The organism is Hippea maritima DSM 10411 (genome assembly GCF_000194135.1).
Classification (GTDB): Bacteria; Campylobacterota_A; Desulfurellia; order Desulfurellales; family Hippeaceae; genus Hippea; species Hippea maritima.
Genome location: NC_015318.1, coordinates 24,578 through 43,279, shown reverse-complemented (window position 1 = coordinate 43,279; position 18,702 = coordinate 24,578). Strand labels below are relative to the sequence as shown.

Sequence of the window (18,702 nt, the reverse complement as noted above, 5' to 3'; positions counted from 1 at the left end):
AATCACTCCATTAGACTAACAAAAATATTCATAAGCAAAACGTTTCTGTTTAAATTAAATTCTCTTAAAGTTTTTATATATTCAAACAGCTTCTCTGCTTGCTCTACTCTTCCTTTTTTTATGAGAATCCTACACAAGACCTCAATACCTTTAATTATATCTTCCTTTTGATTTAAACCAAATAGATATTCAAGAAGAGCCTCCTTGTTTTCTAAGACCATCTCTAAACCATCCAAATAAGAAGTCTCCCTATTTAACCTAATTACCTGGCATCGTGAATATATAGTATCCAGTAAATTGGTTGGCTCATAAAAGATAAACCAGTTTAATGGCGGCGGCTCTTCTATAAGTTTAAGTATAGCATTTTGAGCATCAAAGCCAATACGGCCTATTAAAAAACACATTTTTTTATCTAGATTGGTTTGACTTGACTCCTTCATTTTCCTTACATCATCTATCTTTAAAACGTCAAACTCAACTATCCGGTCAAATCCAAATCCTTCAATAAACTTTAGTGCATCTTCCCTTTGAGCGTTCTCCAATATAAAAGCAGAAAAATAGTTTAAATACTTTTCCATATCTCCACAACTTCGCTAAATACATCATCTATACTTCTAAGTCCATTCACCAGATAAAAATTATCATAATCCTTAGACAGTTTTATATATCCCTGCCTAACCCTTTCAAAAAACCCTACAGGCTTTGACTCTATTGCATCTTTTTTATTTAACCTGTTCATCATCTCATTCGTAGTTATATCAATGCAAAACACCAAATCCGGCTTTAGACCACCTGTAGCAATTTCGTTTGCTTGTTTCAAAAAACCGATATCCATATCATCGCCAAAACCTTGATAAGCCAAAGTTGAATAGAAACTTCTATCACTCACAACAACAAAACCGGCATCGAGCTTCTTTTTAATAGTCAAAATCGTTTGTGCCCTATCTGCCAAAAATAGAAAAAGTTGAGCCTGCTTAACAAGCTGCTTATTCAATAAAACTTCTCTAAAAAAAGGTATAGTTCCTCCTGGCTCTTTTGTAAAAAATACATTAAAACCCTCTTTTTTTAAAAAATCCACAAAGAGTTTTGCCTGTGTTGTCTTGCCGCTTGCATCTATACCTTCAAAAGCTATGTATCTACAAGAGTTCTTTTGAGCTTTTTGGCGCATATATACTTTTCCCTATTATTCTCACCATATCGCTCCAGCCAGTATTTTCATCAACCTTTACATCTAAAACTGGCTGCATTCTTGAATCTAAAACATCTATCATGTTGATTAAAACAGCTTCTTTGGTCTTGGGCTTTTTGGGCGAGCCATACTCATATTCGCCATGATGGGCTAATATGCAGTGCAATAGGTTGAGTTTTTTTTCCTCGCTCAGCACATTAAGCTTATCTATAGCATTTTGAACAAGCGTATAGCCTATAACTATATGTCCTATAAGTTTACCCTCCGTAGTGTAATTGAACGTTGTTGGATCAAGCTCATACACCTTGCCTATGTCATGCAAAAGAGCGCAACTAACGAGCAAATCTCTATCAATGCCAGGGTATTCCTCCGAAAGCTCCGAGGCTATCTTGCCCACAGAGACTGTATGCTCAATAAGGCCGCCAACATACGCATGATGCATGGTTTTGGCTGCAGGAGCCTTACTAAATTTTTCTAAAAAATCCTCCTTCAGGAATATTTCCTCCAGGAGTTTTTTCAACCCTACATGCTTCAGGCTATCTATAAGAGCCAAAAGCTCCTCTTGCAATTTAGATATATCCTTCTTTGTTGAAGGTAAGAATGCAGACTTATCCACCTCTTTTTCATCCAACCTTTCCAAATCCTTTATAATTACCTGCCAGTTATCATTGTAATAGTTGCTTTCTCCCCTTATTTTAACAAAATCTCCCGCCTCAAACCTATCCTTTAAGTGCAATAGGTTATTCCATATCTTCGCATCAATTATGCCCGTTCTATCCTTGAGCTTGAGACCAACATACTCATCACCATTTCTTGCCTTCAAGATATGTTTTTCTGAAACTAAAAACGCCTCACCTTCTATTTTTTTGAGTTTTCTCTGTTTAATTGCTTCAATGCAGTCGTACATAGCACCCCTCCATATTCTTGCCCATAAAAGATATATGAATAAGGGTGTATTTTCAAGAAACTTCTTGCTAAAAATCGTTTTTTTTGTATAGTTAATGAGGTATGTGTTGCAGTTTTGACCTATTAAGCAATAAGGAGAGCAATAAAATGGCAAATAAGTTAATTAAGTTGGTAGTGTTAGTGGCTGTTTTTGTGCTCGTTGGATTTTCATCCGAGGCAAAAACAGTGGATAAAATAATAGCCACGGTTAATGGGAAACCGATAACCACATATGAGCTACAGAATTTGGCAGGTTTCTATAGGGTTAACAATCTAAACACCCTGCTAAACGAGGTTATAGACGACTACCTGATAAGACAATATGCAAACAATATGGGAATTATTGTAAGTGATGAGGACGTAGAAAAATATATACAGCAAATGGCTGAAGCAAACAACTTAAGCGAAGATGAGTTTTTGGCCAAGCTTAAAGAAAGCAATATAGATTTAAACTACTACAAAGAGGGCATAAAGCTCAGGCTATACAGGATAAAATTTGCAAGGCGGGTCTTTTTATCCTCGATAAAGATAACAGATAAGGATATAGAAAACTACTACAATCTCCACAAGGACAAGTTTAAAGGCAAAAGCAAGGTTTTGGTTTTGAGTATAATAACTTTAGGCGATTTAGAAACAGCAAAAAAGGTATACAGCTTATTGAAAAAGGGGAAAAGCTTTGAAGATTTGTTAAATAAGTACTCAACTACTAAAGAATCAACACGAAAAGTGCCGATAGAGACTTTAAATCCATACCTTCAAAAAAAACTTCTAAGCTTAAAACCAAATCAATACACAGATATCATACAATCAGCTGGCAAGTTCTATATAGTCAAGCTATTGGGAACAGAAGAGGGAGAAAGCATAAAAGACACAATAAGAAACACCCTAATAGACCAGCAGATAACGGCCAAATTAAAGAGTTGGCTTAAAATGATTCGAGCCAGATCGGATATAGAAGTATTTCAAAAATGAGGCTTGACCAGTTCTTAAAAGAAACACGCATAATAAAAAGACGCACACTGGCAAAGCAAATGTGTGATGAAGGTTTTGTTTTGATAAATTCAAAAAAAGCCAAAGCATCTTATGAGGTTAAAATAGGTGACATAATAGATATATACTTTAAACAGAAAAAGATTAAGTATCGCATTGAATCTATACCTCAAAAAGGCACAAGGAAAAATGAGGCTTCAGAATATTACACATTATTGGGTGAGGAGTATTATGAGTGATACAAGACCCATTCTTGGCGTTAGCATGGGAGATCCTGCGGGTATAGGCGTTGAAGTTATATTGAAGCATATAATATACGAGTTATCCCCAAAATATAGGTTTGTTATTTTTGGAAGTCCAGATGTATTTGAATTCTACATGGATAAATTCAACTTAGCGTTAAATATAAACTTAATAGAGTCTCCGGATGAAATACCCTCTTTATATAAGGATGGTGAATTAAATATCATACAGGCAACAAAATTAGACACTTCCAAACTAAAAATAGGTCAGTTGAGCTCGGAATGTGGCAGGGCAGCTTTTGAAAGCTTTACATCTGCCATAGATGCAGCTTTAAAGAACCGAATAGATGCTATAGTCACAGCTCCACTAAATAAAGAAGCAATGAACCTGGCTGGATTTAAGTATCCTGGCCATACGGAGATATTAGCAGAAAGAACAAACACAAAAGATTATGTTATGATGCTTGCCGCTAAAAGATTTAGGATTGCACTGGTTACAACACATGTTGCATTAAGGGATGTAGCTAAGCTCATAACAAAAGAAAGGGTTTTAAAAACGATAAGAATAGTAAACAACGACCTGAAAAAGTGGTTTGGCATTAAAGCACCGCGTATAGCTGTTGCAAGCCTAAATCCGCACAACTCAGAGGGCGGAATCATGGGCGATGAGGAAGAAAAGCACATAGTCCCTGCCATAAAAGATGCCCAAAAAGAAGGTATAGTAGTAGAGGGAACTTTCTCTGCCGATACTATGTTTGTAAAAGATAGGCGTAGCAAATACGATTGCTTTATAAGCATGTACCACGACCAGGGATTGGCTGTCCTCAAGGCGCTTTACTTTGATAACAGCGTAAATATAACCTTAGGCATACCAATAATAAGAACATCGCCGGATCATGGAACAGCTTTTGATATAGCGGGCAGGTTTATAGCCAACCATAAGAGTTTTTCAGAAGCTACAAGGCAAGCATACAGAATGTCTCGATGGAAGCAAAAAAACAGTTAGGGCAACACTTCCTGATTAATGAAGGGGTTGCCCTTAAAATAACAGAAAGGCTTAAGCTTGCAGATTTAATTGTAGAGATAGGAGGAGGAAAAGGGGCTTTAACAGAAAAACTAAAAGAATTAGGCAAAAAAACGGTCGTTGTAGAGTTAGACAAGGATCTACTAACGACATTAAAGGATAAAATCAGCGGGGAAGATAATATATTTCTTGTTCGTGGAGATGGTAGGTTTTTTAAATTAAAGAAATCGGCTTGGGTGTGTGGCAATTTGCCGTACAATGTCTCAAAAGCTATAATAAAAAACTTTGTATTCCAAAACGAGTTTGTTGAAAAAATGGTTTTTATGGTCCAAAAGGAGGTTGCCGAAACGATTTGCGCAAAAACAGCCCAAAAGAGGTTTTCTAAATTCTCTGTACTGTGCCAGTTATTTTATGATGTAGAAAAACTGTTTTTAGTAAAACCTGGATCATTTTTACCGCAACCCAAGGTAGACTCAGCAGTAGTTGAATTTAGAAGAAAAAAAAATCTCCCGAATATAGACAAGGGATTCTTCTCTTTCTTGAATCAACTCTTTTTCTTCCCCAGAAAAACGGTGAAAAATAATTTAAGAATACCACTCGATGAAGAGGTGGCAAGAAAAAGACCCTCTGACTTAACAATTGAAGAAATGATTATGATTTGGAGAGAGAAATGGCAGAATTCGTAAATGTAGTAGCCTTAGGAGGCTTGGACGAGATAGGATTAAACTCAACGGTATTTGAAACTCAAAACGATATGATTCTTGTAGATGCTGGGTTAATGTTTCCTGAAGAAGACATGTTGGGCGTGGATATAGTAATACCAGATTTCAGCTATATCTATGAAAATAAAGACAAATTAAGGGCTCTAATTTTAACCCATGCTCATGAGGACCACGTAGGAGCTATACCTTATCTTTTGCAAAACATCAATGTGCCCATATATGGCACAAAGTTAACGTTGGGTCTTGTAAAGGCCAAGCTAAAGGAATTTAAAATAACCAACGTTCAATTTGTAGAAATAGAACCCTCAAGGAAATTCCAAATTGGCGATTTTGAGTTGGAACCCATAAGAACCACACATTCCATTGTAGATGGAGTAGGATTTGCCATAACCACAGACGTGGGCGTCATCATCCATACAGGAGATTTTAAGATAGACCAAACACCGGTTGATGGTAAACCTTTTGACATGCTGAAATTTTCCGAGTACGGCTCAAAAGGCGTAAAACTCCTATTAAGCGACAGCACAAATGCAACCGTCAAAGGTTTTACAGGCTCAGAAAAGGAGATAAAGAGGGGCTTTCTTGATATATTCTCATCAGCCAAGGGAAGAATTCTTGTGGTAACATTCGCATCAAACATACATAGAATTCAACAAGTCGTAAATACAGCCATAGAAACAAACAGAAAGGTCTGTATCACAGGCAAAAGCATGGTGCAAAATGCCACAATAGCAAGGCAGCTTGGCTATCTGTCCATACCGGACAATGTCTTGGTTTGCGAGGATGAGATAGCCAAATTCTCAGACAAGGAACTCATCATAGTAACAACAGGCTCCCAGGGAGAACCTATGAGTGGCCTTTCAAGAATAGCATTGGGAGAGCACAAAAACATCAAAATAAAACCCACAGATACGGTTGTTATTTCAGCCAAAGCAATCCCCGGCAATGAAAGGGCAATACTCAAGGTGATAAACACCCTATCAAGAAAAGGTGCAAAAGTATTCTATGAGGGTAACTCAAATGTCCACGTCTCTGGCCATGCATCGCAGGAAGAATTAAAACTCATGATAAATATGGTAAGACCACAGTACTTTATGCCCATACACGGCGAATATATGATGAGAAGACAGCATGCAAGCATAGCAGAGGAGTTAGGTATACCCTCACGCAACATCTTCACCATAGACAACGGAGATGTGCTTACATTAACCAAAGATAATGCGAAGATGGAACAAAAAATCAGAACAGGAAGGGTATTCGTCGACGGTAAGGGCGTAGGGGATGTTGAAGATGTTGTGATAAGGGATAGAATAAAACTCTCAACGGATGGATTTGTGGTGGTAATTGTTACAGTAAGTAATACAACAGGAGAACTTTTAAGTGACCCTGAAATAATCACAAAAGGACTTCTATATGAGGAAAAATCCCAAAAACTATTGCACGAAGCCACAATGATGGTTAAAAACCTTATAAACCAAAGCGGTGTAGATTTAAAAACCGATGCTTATGAAATAAAGAAAAAGATAAGAAAGGCAATGAATAAGTTTTTACATAAAAAACTCATGAGAAACCCAATGGTTCTGCCGATAATAATGGAGATATAATGAAAAGGCTAAACGGATTTGTTCTGTTTAATTTATTCATATCATTAATACTGTTGCTTTCACTTATATCGTATAATTTTAACGACACATTTTATCCGCATACTCAAATCAAAAACTTCGTAGGGCTATTTGGTTCAAATATGGCCTATTTCATCCTAAACAGATTTGGGATAGCAGGATACCTAACACCGTTTCTACTTGCCCTAAGCTCATTCTCATACCTAAAAAGTCCATTAAAGTTTGGCAGAAGCATTATCTTTTGGGCAGTTTTTTTAATTCTCCTTGATGTAATACTTTATGCGATTGCCGGCATCAATAGGGCAAACCTAATCAGTAGAGGATATTTCTTCTGCGGTGCTATAGGCTATATGATAGGCTCATCTGTAGAATTTCTTTTGGGCAAAATCGGAACATTTCTAATAATTCTACCTATAGCAGCCATCAGCTTATATTTAAGCCAGAAGGAATTCTTCTCACTCTTTACTACAAAACTACACTCTAAGCCCAAAGAAAAAAAAGAACAAAAGCAAGCAGCCGAAGAAAAAACATCAAAAAAAAAAGTTAAAGCAACAGACAAATCAGAAGAAAACCAATCAATAAGCCAAGTTAGAAACGAAAACGAAGAAGAACCAAAAGAAGAACACCCACCACAAACAAACAACGAAAACAGCCAAACCCCATTTGAAATAGACACTCAATACCTAAAAAATCAAAAAGAGACTTTAATCGATAAAATTCAAACAAAAACGGAGGATGGCTACACCTTTCCACCCATTGATTTGCTGGATGAGCCAATCAAGGTAGGAAATGATGAGCTAAATCGAGAAGAAATAGAGGAAAATGCAAGAAAACTTGAGGAGAAGCTCAAGCACTTTGGCGTTGAGGGTAAGATAGTAAGCGTAAAACCGGGCCCTGTGGTCACTATGTATGAATTTAGACCGCGCTCTGGCATCAAAATAAGCAAAATAGCCAACTTATACAACGATTTGGCCTTGGCCATGGAGGCTATGTCAGTAAGAATCATTGCACCAGTGCCTGGCAAGGCCGTTGTAGGTATAGAGATATCAAATAGACACAGACAGACCGTTTACATGAAAGAAATCATATCATCTAAAACGTTTATAAATTCTCAATCTAGACTAACTTTAGGGCTTGGCAAGGATACCGTAGGTAGCCCTTTTGTGGCCGACCTAACAAAGATGCCACATCTTTTAATAGCTGGTGCTACAGGCTCTGGTAAAAGTGTCTCGCTAAATACGATGATAGTAAGCATACTTTACAAGGCTAAACCCGATGAGGTCAAATTTGTCATGATAGACCCAAAAATATTAGAGCTTTCCATATACGACGGCATACCGCATATGATGATGCCCGTGGTTACAGACCCAAAAGAGGCAGCGGCGGCCTTAAGCGCACTGATAAATGAAATGGAGACACGTTATAAAATTATGTATGAGGCCGGTGTTAGAAATATTGAAGGTTTTAACAAAAAGGCAAAGGCAAGACAAATTGACTACCCACCTATGCCTTATATAGTAGTTGTGGTCGATGAGTTAGCCGACCTTATGATGACTTCAGGCAAAAAGGTTGAAATGTATATAGAAAGGCTAGCACAAAAGGCTAGGGCAAGCGGTATACATATGATAGTTGCAACACAAAGACCCAGCGTTGATGTTGTAACAGGTCTGATAAAGGCAAATTTCCCTGCAAGAATATCATTCAAGGTCACATCCAAGGTGGATTCAAGAACAATCCTTGACACCCAGGGCGCTGAAGCACTCCTTGGTAGAGGGGATATGTTATTTATGCAACCAGGGGCGTCCTCACTGGAAAGGATACACGGGGCATTCATAAGTGATAATGAGATAAAACAGATAACAGACTTTGTCAAAACCCAGGGTGAGCCTGAATACAATGAGGAGCTGATGGAGGCAACAAAAGAGGTTAGCCAAATTGAAGATGATGAAGAACTTGACCCTATGTTCGATGAGGCTGTACAAATCATAAAAGATGGAGGCAACCCAAGCATATCCTACTTGCAGAGGAGATTGAAAATAGGCTACAATAAAGCGGCAAGAATTGTTGAACAGATGGAAAAAAAAGGTATACTATCAAAACCCGATCACAGGGGAAAACGGGAAATCCTGATTTGATTTAGGAGGGCTTTCAAAATGGCTCTTGTTGTTCAGAAGTACGGCGGTACAAGCGTTGGGTCTTTGGAAAGAATTAGAATAGTAGCTCAACACATCAAAGAAACATCTGAAAAAGGCAATAAAGTAGTCGCCATAGTATCGGCTATGGCCGGCGAAACAGATAAATTAATTAAAATGGCCAAAGAACTCTCTGAGCGCCCATCTGAAAGAGAGATGGATCTTCTTTTATCAAGCGGCGAACGTATATCAAGCGCGCTCGTAGCTATAAGGCTCAATGCTATAGGAGCAAAAGCAGTTGCTATGACCGGTAGGCAGTGCGGCATAGTAACAGATGAGGTTCACACCAAAGCAAGAATCAAAGCTATAGATGCAGAAAACATAATGAAACACTTAAATAACGGCGAAATAGTAATTGTAGCTGGATTTCAGGGTATAAGCCAAACAACCGGCGATGTTACAACATTGGGTAGGGGCGGTTCAGACACAACAGCCGTTGCAATAGCTGCGGCACTTAAGGCAGATGTCTGTGAAATATATACGGATGTCGATGGCATTTTCACGGCAGACCCAAGGATAGTCAAAAATGCAAGGAAACTGGATAAAATCAGTTATTCAGAGATGATGGAGCTTGCAAGTTTAGGAGCTAAGGTTTTACAGATACGCTCTGTTGAGTTTGGTATGAAGTATGAGGTGCCAATAATGGTGTTATCAAGCTTTACATTCAATCCAGGAACCTTAGTAACAAAGGAGGATAAAGACATGGAGAAGATTGTTGTCTCCGGTATAGCTCAGGATAAAAATCAGGCAAGGCTTAAGATAAACAAGGTTGAAGACAAACCGGGCGTTGCTGCCAAAATATTTGACAAGATAGCTGCAAACAACATAAATGTAGATATGATTGTCCAGAATGTCAGTGATGACGGAAAAACCACAGACATATCCTTCACTGTCCAGAGAGACGAAGCAGATAAGGCCTTTGATGTATTGAAGAGGCTGGCTGATGAACTGAAGGCGGGTGAAGTCAGCATAAATAAAGATGTAGCAAAGGTCTCTGTTGTTGGTGTAGGTATGAGATCACACCCAGGTGTTGCCGCTAAAATGTTTGAAACCCTGGCAAGGGAAAACATAAACATAAGGGCTATTTCCACATCAGAGATTAAGATATCATGCTTAATAGATGAAAAATACACCGAGCTTGCGGTAAGGTCTTTGCATGAGGCATTCGGTCTTGATAAAGAATAGGAGGCGATAATGTTGCTGTTGGATTTTGAAAAGCCCATATACGAGATAGAGGAGCAAATAGAAAATTTAAAAAAAATGGCTTTGGAGCGTGGGCTTGATGTAAAGAGCGAGATAGAACAACTTGAAAAGAAAAAAAATGAAATACTAAAAAAGGAATTTGAGAATCTATCTATAGACAAGATTATAAAAATAGCAAGACATCCAAATAGACCATACACCTTGGACTACATAGAGCGCATAGTCGATGATTTTACCGAGGTGCATGGAGATAGACATTTTGCAGATGATAAAGCAATAGTAACTGGCTTTGGATATATAGACAACAAAAAAGTAGCCATTATAGGTCATCAGAAAGGCAAAAACACCAAAGACAACCTTTATAGAAATTTTGGTATGGCAAATCCAGAAGGGTATAGAAAATCACAAAGGATTATGCAGCTTGCCGAGAAGTTTAACATACCTATAGTAACATTTGTAGATACCCCAGGTGCGTATCCTGGGATAGGAGCAGAAGAGAGAGGGCAATCCGAAGCTATCGCCGTAAACCTATTCAAAATGTTTAAAGCTGCCACACCTATTGTTTGCATAATAACTGGAGAAGGTGGCTCAGGCGGTGCTTTAGCTATAGCAGTAGGAGATAAAGTAGGCATGCTTGAGTTTTCTATATACGGCGTCATATCACCTGAGGGTTGTTCATCAATCCTGTGGCGTGATGCCAGCCACTCAATAGAAGCAGCCAAGGCAATGAAAGTTACAGCTAAAGACTTATACGAACTGGGTGTAATTGATGAAATAATCAAAGAACCCATAGGTGGGGCTCATAGGGATTATGATGAAATATCAAAGAATGTTAAAAATTTTATAGTAAAAAGCTTGGATGAACTCCAGAAGCTTCCAAAGAAAAAACTGTTATCTAAAAGATGGGAAAAATGGAGAAAAATGACAACGCAGTTTCTGTAGAACTTTCACGCATTAGAGAAAAAATAAGCGATATAGACAAAAGAATAATACAGTTACTTGAGGAAAGGGCAGAACTTGTAAAAGAAGTGGGAAAAATCAAGCGCCAGCATAGCCTACCCTTCTACTCGCCCGACAGGGAAACAAAAATCTACAAAATGATAGAGGCAAATGCCAAGGGAGAGTTTCCCATAAAGAGCCTAAAAACGATTTTCAGAGAAATAATGAGTGCATCGATCAGACTCGAAGAACCATTAACAATAAGCTACTTGGGGCCTGAGGCTACATTTACGCATCAAGCAGCCATAGAGAGGTTTGGGCTCTCTCTGCATTACGTGCCAGAGGAGTCAATCGAGGATGTCTTTATGGATGTGGAGCATGAAAGGGCCGACTTTGGCGTTGTGCCTATAGAAAATTCAATAGAGGGCGTAGTGCACTACACACTGGATATGTTCATTGAATCGTCTGTAAAGATAGTCTCTGAAATTTACATAGACATAAGACACAACCTTCTATCAAAAGCCAACAATCTTCAACAGGTAAAAGCCATATACTCACACCCAAATGCATTGGGTCAATGTAAAAACTGGATAAAAAAACACCTACCAAACGTCCCTCTATTTGAAACCGTATCTACAGCTAAGGCTGCAAAAATAGCAGAAAAAGACGAAACAGCTGCAGCTATTGCATCCAAGGCTGCAAGCGAAATCTACGGTTTAAATGTACTGGCAAGCGGCATAGAGGATAGAAGTAACAACATAACGAGGTTTTTGGTAATAGGTAAAAAAATTCCATCAAAAACAGGAAACGATAAAACATCGTTCATGTTCTCCATCAAAGATAAAGTCGGGGCACTCTATGAAATACTTCAACCCTTCTACAACAACAAGATAAACCTAACAAGAATCGAATCCAGGCCATCAAGGCAGAAAAACTTCTCCTACATATTTTACGTTGATACAGAAGGTCATATAGAAGACGCTAAGTTGCAGGATGCCTTATCCAAAATAGAAGATTTTACGGTATTTTTAAAAATATTGGGCTCATACCCCAAAGATGAGCGCTTAGCGATTCAATCTTAGAAACTGCTCAATACCCAATGCTATACCCATAGCTAAAGCCTTTTTAAACGAATTTTTATGCAGGTAAACGGCATCTGTAGGATTATTAATAAAAGCTGTTTCTATTAATATTGAAGGACACCTCGTCCCCACTAATACATAAAACGGTGCTTGCTTTACACCTCTACCCTTATAACCCTTGTAAATCCTTATGCCATGAAGCAGCATTTCTCTATAAACCTTAGATGCAAGAACCTTGGAGTATTGAATCTTTTTGGTCTGAATAAGCGAGAGTATTATGCGATTTAAATCCCCAAGCTGGGAGAGGCTCATGCCGTTTTCCCTTGCAGCCAGAGAAAGCGCCCTTTTATCTGATGTAGTATTCAAAAAATAGACCTCAAGGCCTTTGGCATCCCTCCGTTTTTTGGGTGAGTAGTTAGCATGAATAGAAACAAAAACATCGGCTTTGACCTTATTGGCAAGCTCTACCCTATCTGCAAGCGTAGGGTAAACATCTTTATTTCTCGTCATATAGACCTTATACCCGTCTGCTTTAAGCATACGGGCTACATACCTTCCAATAGATAAAACTACATTCTTTTCTTTATCCAGAATACCTATGGCTCCTGGGTCTTTACCGCCATGACCCGGGTCTATGACAATAATGGGTCTTCTTTTTGCAGCTTTAAGTTTAGACTCTTTTGTCTTTAAACCTGGTTGTATAAAGGTTTTGCTGGATTGAATGCGTATCACCAAAAACCTGCCGCTGCCTGATAAAACTATTCGAAATCTATAAGAAGCATTACCTTTCATCTTAAAAAATATGCGCGTTTCACCCTTAATAATCCTGACAAGCACCTTATCTATAAAACCGCACGGTTTGAACTTTGTTTTTATGGATATTATCTTACCTGGTATAGCTATATACCAGTAATCTTGGGAGAGCTTTATAAACCTATAATTTTCTATTCTATCAAAGGTCAGAATGATGTTCTGAACATTAGGTGAAAGTTTTAAGCAACTAAACTCCTCTAAGGACACTAAACCGCTTGCTTTTGCCGTAAAACCCCATAGCAAAAATAGAATGATAAGAATCTTTTTCATACACCTATTTATAGCTTATTTTTAATAAAAATGCCAAATTTCTTGCTTTTGAAAGCCTAAATTATTATAGTTAGGCGAGGGGTTATGAGGATTTTGGGCATAGACTACGGAACGAAAAAGATAGGTATAGCCATAAGCGACGAAACAAACACAATAGCCCTACCTCACGGCGTTATAGACACAGACGGCGAATACTTAGATAAAATAAAAGAGATTGTTAAAAAAAACAAAATAACAAGGATCGTTGTTGGTATGCCTATAACCCTAAAAGGAGAAAAAGGCAAAAGGGCCTTAGAAACAGAAGATTTCATAAATGAGTTGGCTTGTAAGATAGAAAATATAGAGATTGTTGAATGGGATGAAAGATTATCAACAAGGTTTTCAGAAAGAATTCTAAACAAGGCAAATGTAAAGGGGAGAAAAAACAAAAAGAAAGTTATAGATAAAATAGCAGCAACCTTTATTCTTCAAGGTTATTTAGATTCCCTAATATGAGTTTTTTAAAGAAATTACTCATAGCCAACATATCCATATCGCTAATAGTCATAGCATTTATAATTTTTACAATTTTCAAATTTAACAACTTCCTAAAAACAAAGCCATCCCAAACTCATAAGCCCATCTATTTAGAGATACATAAAAATCAGCCTGTAAAAAGCATAATAAAAGAGTTAAAATCCAATGGGCTTCTAATAAGAAGCGACTGGTTTTACTACTACCTAAGATTAACCGGCAGAGCAAGAAACATAAAAGCGGGCGTGCACCTGTTTTATACCGACTACACGCCAAAACAAATCCTTAAAGAGCTTACAAATCCAGAGCTATACACAAAAAAGATAACTATACCCGAGGGGCTAACCCTTAGAAAGATAGCCTCAATCCTAAATAAAAACGACTTCGATGGCTCAAAACTACTTGAGCTTTCCGACAACGAGAGTTTCATTAAAAAATGTATAGATTTTCCAGCTAAAACATTGGAAGGCTTTTTTTATCCAGACACCTACTATATAGCAATAAAGGAGAAAACTGAAACAATTGCACTCCTTGCATGCCGACGTTTCAGGGACGTACTCAAGGATATTTCTCACAAAAACAAAGTTGAAAAGAGCGATTATGACAAGCTTATAATAGCCTCTATAATTCAGAAAGAAGCAACCACAACAAAGGATATGCAGCTTGTGGCAGGCGTAATTTACAACAGGCTAAAAAAACATATGCCTCTTCAGATGGACTCAACAACCAATCTGAGCAATCCATTCAATACATATAAGCATGTGGGCCTACCCGTTGCCCCTATTTGCAACCCTGGCAGGGATGCCCTCTTTGCAGCATACAACCCTAAACCAACAAACTATTTATACTTTATCTCCAAGAAAAACGGCGAGATGGTGTTTAGCAAAACATTAAAAGAACATAACAAAAACATAAGGAAGTATCTAAGATGAATTTCTATATAAAAACATTTGGCTGTCAGATGAACGAAAGGGACTCAGAAAAGGTTATAGGCATCCTTACACAAAACGGCTGGAAAATGACAGATGATATAAAATCGGCAAACCTTGTAATTGTAAATTCCTGCGCCGTTAGAGAAAAGGCCGAAAACAAAATATATAGTGAGATAGGAAGATTGAGGTTTAAAAACAAAAATGCAACCGTTGTGGCTATGGGTTGTGTTGCCCAGATAAACTACGAAAAACTAAGTAGAGTAGCCGACATAGTAGTAGGAACAAACACGATAGATGAGTTCTATAAGATTGCAAAAACCCCCCAAAAAGGCGCATTTATAAAAGAAAGAATGGATAACCCAGATTATATCTTCCCTCATGTTGAAGGTGTAAGTGCATTTGTTGATATAATGTACGGCTGCAACAACTTTTGCACCTATTGCATAGTTCCTTACACCAGGGGAAGGGAGATATCAAGAAAAAAAGAGGCAATAATTGAGGAAATAAAAAGATTAACAGATAAAGGTACAAAAGAGGTAATGCTACTTGGACAGAATGTAAATTCATACGGTAAAGGTTTAGAATATAACTTTGTAGATCTACTATATGAGGTAAACAAAATAGATGGATTGAAGCGCATTAGATTTACAACATCACACCCAAAGGACTTCTCCAAAGAATTAATTGATGCTATGCGTGATTTGGATAAGGTGTGTGAGCATATTCACCTGCCGCTTCAGTCCGGTTCAAATAAGATACTTAAGCTGATGAGACGAGGCTATACAAAAGAAGATTACCTAGAAAAGGTCATGCTATTCAAAGAGACCATACCGCAAGGCTCAATAACCACAGATATAATTGTAGGGTTCCCACAAGAAACCGAAGAGGATTTTTTAGAAACTATAGATGTGCTAAAAACGGTAGAATACGATACATCGTTTTCATTTAAATACTCAAAAAGACCTCTAACCAAAGCCAGCCAAATGAAAGGGCAGATAGATGAGAAAACCAAACTAAAAAGACTCAATTACCTTCAAGAGTTGCAGGCTCAAATCACACAAAAGAAACTGAAAAACTACGAAGGCAAAATTGTCGAGGTATTAGTTGAAGGTAAAGCCAAAAAAGAGGGAATGCTTTCTGGCAGAAATAGGCAAAACATAGTTGTCAATTTTAACTTTAGGGATAATATTAAAGCAGGTGATTGCTTGAGGGTTAAGATAATAAAAGCCCTAAAACACTCATTAGTAGGAGAACTCATTTAAAGGAAAAAGCAATGGTTGAACTCCAAATAGTTGATGTTGAGATGGGCAATGGCCACGGCGATGTATATTGCCAAGATATGGACGGTTTTTACTACAAATTCCCTGTAGAATACTCAAAAGCCAAATTCATATCCCTTCTGATGCACGGAGTTTATGTTCCCTCCAACGGTATTTATGAACTCATGCTAAAGCTACTTAATTCTATAGGACTTTCTGTTGATGCAATAATTGTCCTGGATGGATATGAAAACAAAGCAGCAATAAGGGTGATAAACTCAAACTCAGAACCAAAGTTTCTTCCCATAAACATAGAGGATGGACTAGTGTTGGGTGTTCTGGCAGATGCCCCATTTTACATAAAAAGAGAGGCTGCTTTTTTAGAGGTTGAGACTATTGAGGACTCCCTCTGGTACCGGCTCTTAAAAGAATTAGATTTATGCTAATCAGAGAAATATTGGAAAAAATAGAAGAAGATACCCTCCATAGGGCTGCTTTTTTATCAAAAAATGCAACAAGGCCTAAAGGCGATGAAAAGGATAGCGTAAGAACGGACTTCATGAGGGATAGAGACAGAATTATCCACTCCAAGGCCTTTAGAAGGCTTAAGCACAAAACACAGGTCTTTTTTTCACCAAATGGTGACCACTACAGAACAAGAATGACCCATACACTTGAGGTATCCCAGATTGCACGCACAATAGCTAAAGCCCTACTTTTAAATGAAAGCTTAACGGAAGCTATAGCTTTAGGGCATGATTTAGGCCATACACCTTTTGGACATGCCGGAGAAAAAATATTAAACGAAAAATCCAGGAAGGGCTTTAAACACTGGATTCAAAGCTTACGTGTGGTTGATGTTATAGAAAAGGACGGTGTGGGATTAAATTTAACCAACCAGGTGCGCGATGGCATCTTAAAACACTCCAAAGGTAGGGGAGATATAATACCTAAAGATAAAGCGCATCTTGCCAAAACACTTGAGGGCCAAATTGTCCGCATAGCAGACATAATAGCCTACGTAAATCACGATATAGACGATGCAATAAGAGCTGGTATAATAAAAAGCAACAGTATACCCAAAGACATACTAGATGAGTTAGGCCATACACATGCAGAAAGAATAGCCACTATGGTTAAAAGTGTGATAAGCTCAACGCAAGATAATAATTATAACTTTATAGCCATGGAAAAAGAAAAGCTGCAAGCTTTAAATGCCTTGAGGGATTTTTTATTTGAAAATGTCTATTTAAGCCAAAAGGTTATGAGTGAGGTAAACAAAGCATCAAAGATAATTAGTGACCTGTTTGACTACTTTATGGATAATCCACACAGGATAAAAAAACACTTCTCAGAGGAGACAGAAACGGTTGTTATTGATTATATTTCTGGCATGACAGACAGATTTGCGCTAAACTTATACCAACAAATATTCTTGCCGAAACCGTGGGAGGGGAGTAGTGTTAGCTTCTGACATTCTAAACAAAATATCAGACGAATTCGATGCTGTAGAAGTTTTTGTGGAATACTCAAAAGATGAAGGTTTTGAGCTAAAGAACCTAAAAGACTTCTCAAAACAGCTAACAGAAAATAAGGGTGTTGGCATAAGGGCTGTTAAGGGTAACAAGTTGGTTTTTGGATACACAAGCCTTGCCGATGAATTTAACTTAGATAAAATAGTGAATGACTTAAAACAAGCAAGCAAAATAGTAAAAGACGTAGATGCTCAAACAATACCAAAAATTGAAGCATTTAAAACAACCGACATTGAAAAACCAAAAATAGAGGAGCATTTAATAAAGGACAAACTCAAAGAAATCTCTTTTAAAGCCAAAGACTTTGATGAAAGGATAAGACAGGTAAAATCCACATCCATAGGTATATTTTACTCTCAAACTGAGATAGCAAACAGCTACGGCCTTAATGTATCATTCGGAAAAACGCACGTCTCATCGGCTATAGAGGTGCTTGCTGAGGATAAGATATCGGATTTGGGTTATTATGCTTTAGACAGCGATAGCATAGATACAATAGATTTTGAGTTTCTATACAAAAAGGCCTCAAGTCTTGCGGTAAATAAGCTATACCCAACATCTATTGATACAAAAAAATACAGCCTAATCATATCAAACAATACCTTCAGAGACATACTGGCCCACTTTATCGGTGCTTTTAACGGCTATTATGTTATAAACCACACAACACCGTTTGAGGATAAATTGAACGAGAAGGTGTTTTCTGATAACATAACAATAATCGACGCCAAAAAAATAGAGAAACGGCCAAACAGTATGCATTCAGATGATGAAGGAGTTGAAAGAACAGATACCACTATTGTTGAGAATGGCATTCTCAAAACATTCCTGCATAATACATACACCTCAAACAAACTCAACATGCCAAACACAGCCAATGCCAAAAGGGGCGGTTTTGATTCTATGCCAAAAGTCGGACCGTTCAACCTGTACATAAAACCCGACAAAACCACAAACAGGGATAAACTTCTAAATATGATAGACGGCATATACATCATAGATGTAATGGGGCTACACATGGCAAATCCCATCAGCGGTGATTTCTCCTTAGGTATAAACGGATTTTTAGTCCACAACGGAGAATTGGTAAGCTACTTTAAGGCTGCAACATTTGCCGATAATTTCTACGATATGGTAAAACGCATTATAGCTGTATCGGACAACCTCTACTTCTTGGGTAGCATAGGCAGTCCCGATATTGCTATAGCAGACTGTGTTATAGGTGGTTAA

19 protein-coding genes are annotated in these 18,702 nt (G+C 37.8%); 15 read left to right on the top strand and 4 right to left on the bottom strand.

The features are described from left to right. Positions 1–2 precede the first annotated feature (2 nt). From HIPMA_RS08915 to HIPMA_RS00190, 3 genes are read right to left on the bottom strand one after another with little or no spacing between them, the layout of a single operon-like run. A complete protein-coding gene (locus tag HIPMA_RS08915) occupies positions 3–578 on the bottom strand; it encodes a DNA polymerase III subunit delta' HolB (protein WP_013681069.1) in 576 nt (191 codons plus the stop codon). Beyond that, positions 563–1,168: a dTMP kinase gene (tmk, locus tag HIPMA_RS00195; protein WP_013681068.1), complete on the bottom strand. Its 606-nt coding sequence runs from the start codon at positions 1,166–1,168 to the stop codon at positions 563–565. Before tmk ends, HIPMA_RS08915 begins: the two co-directional genes overlap by 16 nt. Then, positions 1,137–2,096 (bottom strand): 3'-5' exoribonuclease YhaM family protein, encoded by a 960-nt coding sequence (locus tag HIPMA_RS00190; protein WP_013681067.1) that lies wholly within the window; start codon positions 2,094–2,096, stop codon positions 1,137–1,139. The genes tmk and HIPMA_RS00190 overlap by 32 nt, the downstream gene beginning before the upstream one ends. 146 nt (positions 2,097–2,242) lie before the next feature. Between HIPMA_RS00190 and HIPMA_RS00185 the strand changes: the two genes are divergently transcribed. From HIPMA_RS00185 to pheA, 9 genes are read left to right on the top strand one after another with little or no spacing between them, the layout of a single operon-like run. Beyond that, the gene (locus HIPMA_RS00185; RefSeq protein ID WP_013681066.1) at positions 2,243–3,106 is read left to right on the top strand and encodes a peptidyl-prolyl cis-trans isomerase; all 864 of its coding nucleotides are present in this window, start codon (positions 2,243–2,245) and stop codon (positions 3,104–3,106) included. Continuing rightward, the gene (locus HIPMA_RS00180) at positions 3,103–3,363 is read left to right on the top strand and encodes an RNA-binding S4 domain-containing protein (protein WP_013681065.1); all 261 of its coding nucleotides are present in this window, start codon (positions 3,103–3,105) and stop codon (positions 3,361–3,363) included. Before HIPMA_RS00185 ends, HIPMA_RS00180 begins: the two co-directional genes overlap by 4 nt. Beyond that, complete coding sequence (gene pdxA, locus HIPMA_RS00175; RefSeq protein WP_013681064.1) at positions 3,356–4,372, top strand: 4-hydroxythreonine-4-phosphate dehydrogenase PdxA; 1,017 nt, start codon at positions 3,356–3,358, stop codon at positions 4,370–4,372. Before HIPMA_RS00180 ends, pdxA begins: the two co-directional genes overlap by 8 nt. Next, on the top strand, positions 4,351–5,076 hold the full coding sequence (gene rsmA / locus HIPMA_RS00170; RefSeq protein WP_013681063.1) for a 16S rRNA (adenine(1518)-N(6)/adenine(1519)-N(6))-dimethyltransferase RsmA: 726 nt from the start codon (positions 4,351–4,353) through the stop codon (positions 5,074–5,076). Before pdxA ends, rsmA begins: the two co-directional genes overlap by 22 nt. Beyond that, positions 5,061–6,716: a ribonuclease J gene (locus HIPMA_RS00165; protein ID WP_013681062.1), complete on the top strand. Its 1,656-nt coding sequence runs from the start codon at positions 5,061–5,063 to the stop codon at positions 6,714–6,716. The genes rsmA and HIPMA_RS00165 overlap by 16 nt, the downstream gene beginning before the upstream one ends. Beyond that, complete coding sequence (locus HIPMA_RS00160; RefSeq protein WP_013681061.1) at positions 6,716–8,869, top strand: FtsK/SpoIIIE family DNA translocase; 2,154 nt, start codon at positions 6,716–6,718, stop codon at positions 8,867–8,869. The genes HIPMA_RS00165 and HIPMA_RS00160 overlap by 1 nt, the downstream gene beginning before the upstream one ends. Before the next feature lie 18 nt (positions 8,870–8,887). After that, positions 8,888–10,111, top strand: coding sequence for an aspartate kinase (locus tag HIPMA_RS00155; protein ID WP_013681060.1), 1,224 nt, complete (start codon positions 8,888–8,890; stop codon positions 10,109–10,111). Positions 10,112–10,120: 9 nt separating this feature from the next. Next, positions 10,121–11,071: an acetyl-CoA carboxylase carboxyltransferase subunit alpha gene (locus HIPMA_RS00150; protein ID WP_013681059.1), complete on the top strand. Its 951-nt coding sequence runs from the start codon at positions 10,121–10,123 to the stop codon at positions 11,069–11,071. Beyond that, on the top strand, positions 11,041–12,150 hold the full coding sequence (pheA, locus tag HIPMA_RS00145; RefSeq protein ID WP_041323902.1) for a prephenate dehydratase: 1,110 nt from the start codon (positions 11,041–11,043) through the stop codon (positions 12,148–12,150). The genes HIPMA_RS00150 and pheA overlap by 31 nt, the downstream gene beginning before the upstream one ends. On the opposite strand, the gene HIPMA_RS08910 is transcribed toward pheA, so the two are convergent. Next, on the bottom strand, positions 12,133–13,233 hold the full coding sequence (locus HIPMA_RS08910) for an N-acetylmuramoyl-L-alanine amidase family protein (protein ID WP_013681057.1): 1,101 nt from the start codon (positions 13,231–13,233) through the stop codon (positions 12,133–12,135). The genes pheA and HIPMA_RS08910 overlap by 18 nt on opposite strands. An 84-nt stretch (positions 13,234–13,317) precedes the next feature. Here HIPMA_RS08910 and ruvX point away from each other — a divergent pair, with 84 nt between their 5' ends. Genes ruvX through HIPMA_RS00110 form a run of 6 tightly spaced genes read left to right on the top strand, consistent with a single transcriptional unit; the run spans position 13,318 to position 18,702 of the window. Then, positions 13,318–13,728 (top strand): Holliday junction resolvase RuvX, encoded by a 411-nt coding sequence (gene ruvX / locus HIPMA_RS00135; RefSeq protein ID WP_013681056.1) that lies wholly within the window; start codon positions 13,318–13,320, stop codon positions 13,726–13,728. Then, positions 13,725–14,678: an endolytic transglycosylase MltG gene (gene mltG, locus HIPMA_RS00130; RefSeq protein WP_013681055.1), complete on the top strand. Its 954-nt coding sequence runs from the start codon at positions 13,725–13,727 to the stop codon at positions 14,676–14,678. The genes ruvX and mltG overlap by 4 nt, the downstream gene beginning before the upstream one ends. Continuing rightward, positions 14,675–15,940 carry a tRNA (N6-isopentenyl adenosine(37)-C2)-methylthiotransferase MiaB gene (miaB, locus tag HIPMA_RS00125; protein WP_013681054.1) on the top strand — a complete coding sequence of 422 codons (1,266 nt, stop codon included), beginning with the start codon at positions 14,675–14,677 and terminating at the stop codon, positions 15,938–15,940. Before mltG ends, miaB begins: the two co-directional genes overlap by 4 nt. Before the next feature lie 11 nt (positions 15,941–15,951). Beyond that, on the top strand, positions 15,952–16,383 hold the full coding sequence (locus HIPMA_RS00120; protein ID WP_013681053.1) for a hypothetical protein: 432 nt from the start codon (positions 15,952–15,954) through the stop codon (positions 16,381–16,383). Next, positions 16,377–17,411 carry a deoxyguanosinetriphosphate triphosphohydrolase gene (locus HIPMA_RS00115; protein ID WP_013681052.1) on the top strand — a complete coding sequence of 345 codons (1,035 nt, stop codon included), beginning with the start codon at positions 16,377–16,379 and terminating at the stop codon, positions 17,409–17,411. Before HIPMA_RS00120 ends, HIPMA_RS00115 begins: the two co-directional genes overlap by 7 nt. Beyond that, the gene (locus tag HIPMA_RS00110; protein WP_013681051.1) at positions 17,398–18,702 is read left to right on the top strand and encodes a TldD/PmbA family protein; all 1,305 of its coding nucleotides are present in this window, start codon (positions 17,398–17,400) and stop codon (positions 18,700–18,702) included. Before HIPMA_RS00115 ends, HIPMA_RS00110 begins: the two co-directional genes overlap by 14 nt.

Coding starts and splice junctions, on each gene's coding strand:
- rsmA (WP_013681063.1), top strand. CDS start 4,351: ATGGAAGCAAAAAAACAGTTAGGGCAACACTTCCTGATTAATGAAGGG.
- HIPMA_RS08910 (WP_013681057.1), bottom strand. CDS start 13,233: ATGAAAAAGATTCTTATCATTCTATTTTTGCTATGGGGTTTTACGGCA.
- HIPMA_RS00155 (WP_013681060.1), top strand. CDS start 8,888: ATGGCTCTTGTTGTTCAGAAGTACGGCGGTACAAGCGTTGGGTCTTTG.
- HIPMA_RS00165 (WP_013681062.1), top strand. CDS start 5,061: ATGGCAGAATTCGTAAATGTAGTAGCCTTAGGAGGCTTGGACGAGATA.
- HIPMA_RS00115 (WP_013681052.1), top strand. CDS start 16,377: ATGCTAATCAGAGAAATATTGGAAAAAATAGAAGAAGATACCCTCCAT.
- HIPMA_RS00190 (WP_013681067.1), bottom strand. CDS start 2,096: ATGTACGACTGCATTGAAGCAATTAAACAGAGAAAACTCAAAAAAATA.
- HIPMA_RS00180 (WP_013681065.1), top strand. CDS start 3,103: ATGAGGCTTGACCAGTTCTTAAAAGAAACACGCATAATAAAAAGACGC.
- ruvX (WP_013681056.1), top strand. CDS start 13,318: ATGAGGATTTTGGGCATAGACTACGGAACGAAAAAGATAGGTATAGCC.
- pdxA (WP_013681064.1), top strand. CDS start 3,356: ATGAGTGATACAAGACCCATTCTTGGCGTTAGCATGGGAGATCCTGCG.
- miaB (WP_013681054.1), top strand. CDS start 14,675: ATGAATTTCTATATAAAAACATTTGGCTGTCAGATGAACGAAAGGGAC.
- mltG (WP_013681055.1), top strand. CDS start 13,725: ATGAGTTTTTTAAAGAAATTACTCATAGCCAACATATCCATATCGCTA.
- HIPMA_RS00185 (WP_013681066.1), top strand. CDS start 2,243: ATGGCAAATAAGTTAATTAAGTTGGTAGTGTTAGTGGCTGTTTTTGTG.
- HIPMA_RS08915 (WP_013681069.1), bottom strand. CDS start 578: ATGGAAAAGTATTTAAACTATTTTTCTGCTTTTATATTGGAGAACGCT.
- HIPMA_RS00160 (WP_013681061.1), top strand. CDS start 6,716: ATGAAAAGGCTAAACGGATTTGTTCTGTTTAATTTATTCATATCATTA.
- HIPMA_RS00150 (WP_013681059.1), top strand. CDS start 10,121: ATGTTGCTGTTGGATTTTGAAAAGCCCATATACGAGATAGAGGAGCAA.
- tmk (WP_013681068.1), bottom strand. CDS start 1,168: ATGCGCCAAAAAGCTCAAAAGAACTCTTGTAGATACATAGCTTTTGAA.
- HIPMA_RS00120 (WP_013681053.1), top strand. CDS start 15,952: ATGGTTGAACTCCAAATAGTTGATGTTGAGATGGGCAATGGCCACGGC.
- pheA (WP_041323902.1), top strand. CDS start 11,041: ATGGAGAAAAATGACAACGCAGTTTCTGTAGAACTTTCACGCATTAGA.